This window comes from Streptomyces sp. NPDC001156, from assembly GCF_053598275.1.
In genome coordinates this window covers 1-5,250 of record NZ_JBSFJX010000350.1, presented here as the reverse complement: position 1 = coordinate 5,250, position 5,250 = coordinate 1, and the positions used below count along the sequence as shown (strand labels likewise).

Sequence of the window (5,250 nt, the reverse complement as noted above, 5' to 3'; positions counted from 1 at the left end):
CCCGCTGGAACAGCTCCCACAGCTCGTCCGGCACCATGCGCTCAACCATCACCACACAGTGCAGACTACCCAGCACGCCAAATGAGACGGCGTCTAAACACAGGGAAGGACCGGACGGGGACGGAATCCACCACCTCGCCGACCAGCAGGAACAGCGAAGCCCGGGGAAGATCATCACGGAGAGGGACGGCTATAGGGTCTCTCCTAAAGCGGGTGTCGCAGGTTCGAATCCTGTCGGGGGCACAACGCATTACCGCTCTGACCTGCATCGGAGCATCAGAAAGGCCCCTCGGGAGTGATCTCCGAGGGGCCTTTTGACCCTGCATGGGAACGCATGGGAACGCGCCGTCGGGCAGCGTCCTCCGTGGGAACGTCGCCGCCGTCTTCCGTGGGAACGCCAGGCGTCCCCCGGTTTCGTCCCCCTCCCGCACGGCCACCGCTGGCACATCCCCGTCCACATCGGCGCCCTCGAGCCCGACAAGGACCCCGCGGTCGTCCTCTACGACGCCAGGCGAGGTGGACCTGAGCCACCTGCGGGCGGAGAAAACCGGCGAGCACGACCTCGGCCTAATCTCCGATGAACTGACCGTGATGCCGGGCCTCGGCTACGGCGCGGGAGGGGCCAAGGAGCTGGAGGAGTCGCTACTGTTCGAGCTGATCGAGAAGTTCAACGAAAAGTTCGGCACGGACTTCACCGAGCAGGATGTGATCCAGCCGTTCGAGGAAGCAGTGGCGGACCCGAAGGTGCGGCTGGCGGCCGTCGGGAACAACGACCCGGAAAACTTCGGGCTTGTCTTCGACGACGTCTTCGAAGACAAGATGGCCGACCACATCGACACCATCGCAGGTCTGGGCCGCCAGTACTTCGGCCCGGACAAGAGCTTCAAGAGCGCCCTCAACCGCAGTGCGCGACGCGCGGCCTGGCGGATGATCCGCCAGGAGCACGACATCGTCGACGACGTGGCGTGACGCTGGGCGGGACTGGGCAGGGCGCGGAATTCTGCCCGGCCTGGCCCCGCCTGGACGACAGATCACCGCGGTCGCCACACTGGTGGAGCACCCGGGCGCTCCCGGCCACTGACCGCGGACGCACCGGCGTACGACAGGTGAGGGCATAGGAGGGGGGAGGCGGGGGCGTGCCGTCACAGGGGATCTCCGACCGCTACGAACTCGTGCAACCGCTCAGCCACGGCGGCATGGGCGACGTGTGGCGCGGCTACGACCGGGTGCTCGACCGGCCCATCGCCGTCAAACTCATACGCCAGGCCGCCATCGCCACGCCCACCATGGCCGAGGAGTTCGCCAAGCGGTTCAAACGCGAGGCACGCATCACCGCACGCATCCAGCACCCCGGCGTCCCGCAGGTCTACGACGCCGTACTCGACGAGTCGTACGAGCGGCTGTACCTGGTGATGGAGCTCGTCGACGGTATCCCCCTGGGCGATTACATCGACCGCGACCAACTGCTGCCGATGTCCCGGGCGGCTGCGGTGGCGGCACAGGTGTGGACGGTGCTGTCCCATGCGCACGCCGTGCCCATCGTCCACCGGGACCTCAAGCCCTCCAACATCCTCGTGGCGGAAGACGGCACGGTGAAGGTCCTCGACTTCGGCATCGCCGCGGTCCTGCGCACCGACGTCACCAGGATCACCGCCACCGGAAGCCCGGTCGGCACCAGCCAGTACATGGCGCCCGAGCAGGTCCAAGGCGGACGGGTCACGCCACAAAGCGACCTGTACGCGCTCGGCTGCATCCTGCACGAACTGTGCTGCGGGCGACCCCTGTTCGACGGGGACAGCGCGTACCAGCTGATGCGGCAGCATGTCGAGGCCGCGCCCGTGCCGCTGCGATTGCTGCGGAACGACGTGCCGGAAGCACTGGAAGAGCTCGTCCTCCAGCTGCTGCGCGAGCGCCCGGAGCGCCGGCCCGCCAACGCCCAGGAAGTCTATGGAGCGGCTGCTGCCGTTCCTGCCCCCGCCCGGCCATGCCCCGGCGCCGGACGAGGCTGGCCCCGCCGGCACCCCCGCGCGCCCTGGTTGTCACACCCCTGTCACCGAGGGTGTTCGTGCGGTGCGCACGGCGTGACCGGCCGGCCGCGGCACCGCGCTGCGACCCTTTTCCGCCAGCCCGAAACAGGCTTCGCATGTTTGTACAGGAGACGCTGGGCACTCGCGCTAAGTGGCCATGCGCAACACACCACGTGCATCGAGTTCACGGAATTCGCCCAAGCAATCCGAGAACGGCGCGGCGAAGGACCGGCTGAGCCCGATGGAGGCGTTGCGCCTCGGGCGCAACCAGTTCACCGAGCTCACCGGCCTGGTTCCCGAAACCGTGTCGTCCTTCGAACGCACGGCGGAGGGGTGGGTGCTGGAGATCGAGGTCCTGGGGCTCGCCCGTGTTCCCGACACGGTGAGCCTGCTCGCGAGCTACGAGGTGGAGCTCACCGCGGACGGTGAGCTCGCCGGTTATCGGCGCGTTCGCCGCTACGAACGCGGAAGGGCCGACCCACACCAATCGGGCGGTCGCTCCCCGACACAGCAGACCGGCGGAGGTGGCGGCTCCAGCGGACTGTACGAGGTCTTGGAGCTCGTCCTTGACCGAGGACTCGTCATCGACGCGTTCGTGCGCGTCTCCGTCGTCGGCATCGAGATTCTGAAGATCGACATACGGATCGTCGTCGCAAGTGTGGACACCTATCTACGCTTCGCCGAGGCATGCAACCGGCTCGACCTGGAGGCCGGTCCACGCAAGCCCCCCGGACTTCCCGACCTGGTCGGCGAGATCACAGAGTCCGGCGCGCGGGGCAAGTCGAAGGGCGCCCTCTCCGGCGCCGCAGAGACGATCTCGGATGCCTTCAAGCAGGCGCGTGGGGAGGGCCAGTCCGAGGAGCGGCCGTGGCCGCGCAAGACCGCGCCGACCCGCAGTAGGAGGGAGGAGGAGCAGGAGTGAGCACGTACGTCTATGGCATCGCCGCGGCCTCCCATCCCTCCCTCCCCAAGGACACGGGCAGGGTCGGTGATCCGCCGCGCCCGGTCAGGATCCTGAAGCAGGACGGACTGGCGGCGATCGCCAGCGAAGCGCCCGAGGGACTGCGGCCCAAACGCAGGGACCTGCTCGCCCACCAGAACGTGCTCAACGAGGCGGGCGCGGGCGGCTCCGTGCTGCCCATGCGGTTCGGCAGCCTGGCCCCGGACGACGATGCCGTCACCCAGGTGCTCGCCGAACGCGCCGAGCCCTACCTGGAGCGGCTGACGGCCCTCGACGGCCGGGTCGAGTACAACGTCAGGGCCAGCCATGACCAGGAGGCGGTGCTGCACCGGGTGATGGCGGAGAACGCCGAGATGCGCGCCCTGGCGGAGGCCAACCGGCAGGCCGGCGGCGGCAGCTACAACGACCGGCTGCGGCTCGGCCAGATGATCGCTCAGGCGGTACAGGGCCGCGAGGCGGAGGACGCCGCGGAGCTCCATAGCCTGCTGGAACCGGCCGCCGAGGCCGTCAGCGTCGGCCCCGAGTCCACCGGCTGGCTGGCCAACCCCTCCTTCCTGGTGCCCCGGGACTCCGCCGAGGAATTCCTGGCCGCCGTGGAAGAGGCTCGCAAGAGCTCCCCGCACCTCGAACTGCGGGCCACGGGCCGCTGCCGCCGTACAGCTTCGTCGAGCCCGTCCCTGCCGAGCCCGCCGGGACCACGACCGGCACGGCCACCGGCGAGGAGTGACCCATGGGACTGATCACGGAAGCCCTGTTGCTGCCGTTCGCACCGCGCGCGGCAGCCTCTGGGCAATCAGACAAGTGCTCGCCGAGGCCGAGCGACTCTACTACGACCCGGCGACCGTCCGGGCCGAACTCGCCCTTCTCGAGCGTCGGCTCGAGGAAGGCGAGATCACGGAGGAGGAGTTCGACCGTGAGGAGGACGCACTCCTCGACCGACTGGAGATCGGTATGGGCCATACATCGGGAACGGCCGACGGGACGACATGATGAACCGAACCGCACTGGGCCTTGCCATAGGGGCCGGGTACGTCCTCGGACGTACCAAGAAGATGAAACTCGCATTCGCCGTAGGCTCGCTGGTCGCCGGAAAGCGCATGCAGCTGAGCCCGAAGGCGCTCGCGGAACTGGTCAACCAGCAGCTGCGGAACAACCCGCAATTCAAGGAGCTCGCCGACCAGCTTCGCCAGAACGTGCGCGGAGTGGGCAAGGCCGCCTCCGGCGCGCTGGTCGAGCGGCAGATCGAGGGCCTCGCCGAGCGGCTGCACGGCCGCACCGACCAGGTGCGTGAGCAGCTCTCCGGCGTTGTACCGGAGACCTCCGACCTGTCCGGCCTCCACGACGAAGAAGAGGAAGCGGAAGAAGGAGAGGAAGCGGAAGAGGAGGAGGAAAAGGAAAAGGAAATGGAGGGCGCCGAGTCGGCGGAGGCCCAGGGCAGTGGGGAGCCTTCCGAGGACGAAGAGGCCCCGCCGCGCGAGGCGGCGAAGAAGGCTCCGGCCAAGAAGAGGCCCGCCGAGCAGTCCGCGGGCACGAAGGCCGCAGCCAAGAAGACCCCGACGGCCGCCAGGAAGGCCCCCGCGAAGAAGGGCAGCGCGCGTCGCGCCACCAGCGGGTCGCCCGGTGAAAGGAGGCGGTGACGATGGCAGACACCATCGGCTCCGCGAACGGCAAGGCGAAGGGCGGACTGTCCCAGCTCGCCCAGAGCGAAGCGGCCGACCACCTCAAGAAGGAGTTGCAGGGCTATCTGGCGGCTCAGGCCGAGCGGATGCTCGCCAGCGCGGGTCGCAAGCTCGGCGAGACCACCGGCAAGCTCAGCGACATCGCCGAGGGCAACAGCCCCGGCTTCGCCAAGATGGCATTGGAGGGCGGACGCAAGCTCGCCGAGGGCAAAGGCCCGCTGCGCGCCATCCTGGAAACGGGCGCAGGCCAGGCCAAGGAGAAAATCGGCCGAGCCTTCAAGGGCCTCATCGGTGGCAAGAGCAAGCGCAAGCGCGGAGGGGGCAACAAGCCCACCGTCATCATCGAGTCCATCGACGTCGGCGTACCGGTGCGCACCGCCTACGACCAGTGGACCCAGTACCAGGACTTCAGCACCTTCGCCAAGGGCGTCAAGAGCGCGAGCCGCGACGACGACACCACCTCCAGCTGGAACCTGAAAGTGTTCTGGTCGAGTCGCAGCTGGAAGGCGCACACCGCCGAGCAGGTGCCCGACTACAAGATCCAATGGACCTCGGAGGGCGCCAAGGGCACCACCAAGGGCGT

General features: G+C 68.4%; 3 protein-coding genes and 5 pseudogenes. All 8 read left to right on the top strand.

Annotation, left to right across the window (positions count from 1 at the left end; translation table 11 throughout):
• Positions 1–510 precede the first annotated feature (510 nt).
• Positions 511–969: pseudogene (locus ACWDA7_RS49965) on the top strand (type I restriction endonuclease subunit R); the annotation flags it as partial.
• Positions 970–1,136: 167 nt separating this feature from the next.
• A pseudogene (locus tag ACWDA7_RS49960) lies at positions 1,137–2,037 on the top strand (serine/threonine-protein kinase); the annotation flags it as partial.
• Positions 2,038–2,184: 147 nt separating this feature from the next.
• Positions 2,185–2,493, top strand: a pseudogene (locus ACWDA7_RS49955) (gas vesicle protein GvpO); the annotation flags it as partial.
• A 75-nt stretch (positions 2,494–2,568) separates the two neighbouring features.
• Positions 2,569–2,949, top strand: coding sequence for a gas vesicle structural protein GvpA (locus ACWDA7_RS49950; RefSeq protein WP_450614502.1), 381 nt, complete (start codon positions 2,569–2,571; stop codon positions 2,947–2,949).
• A pseudogene (locus ACWDA7_RS49945) lies at positions 2,946–3,715 on the top strand (GvpL/GvpF family gas vesicle protein). Before ACWDA7_RS49950 ends, ACWDA7_RS49945 begins: the two are co-directional and overlap by 4 nt.
• 3 nt (positions 3,716–3,718) lie before the next feature.
• Positions 3,719–3,978, top strand: a pseudogene (locus ACWDA7_RS49940) (gas vesicle protein GvpG).
• Positions 3,975–4,625 (top strand): DNA primase, encoded by a 651-nt coding sequence (locus ACWDA7_RS49935; protein ID WP_450614500.1) that lies wholly within the window; start codon positions 3,975–3,977, stop codon positions 4,623–4,625. The pseudogene ACWDA7_RS49940 and the gene ACWDA7_RS49935 overlap by 4 nt, the downstream one beginning before the upstream one ends.
• 2 nt (positions 4,626–4,627) lie before the next feature.
• Positions 4,628–5,250: SRPBCC family protein (locus ACWDA7_RS49930; protein WP_450614498.1), on the top strand; the 623-nt coding region annotated here is incomplete at its 3' end.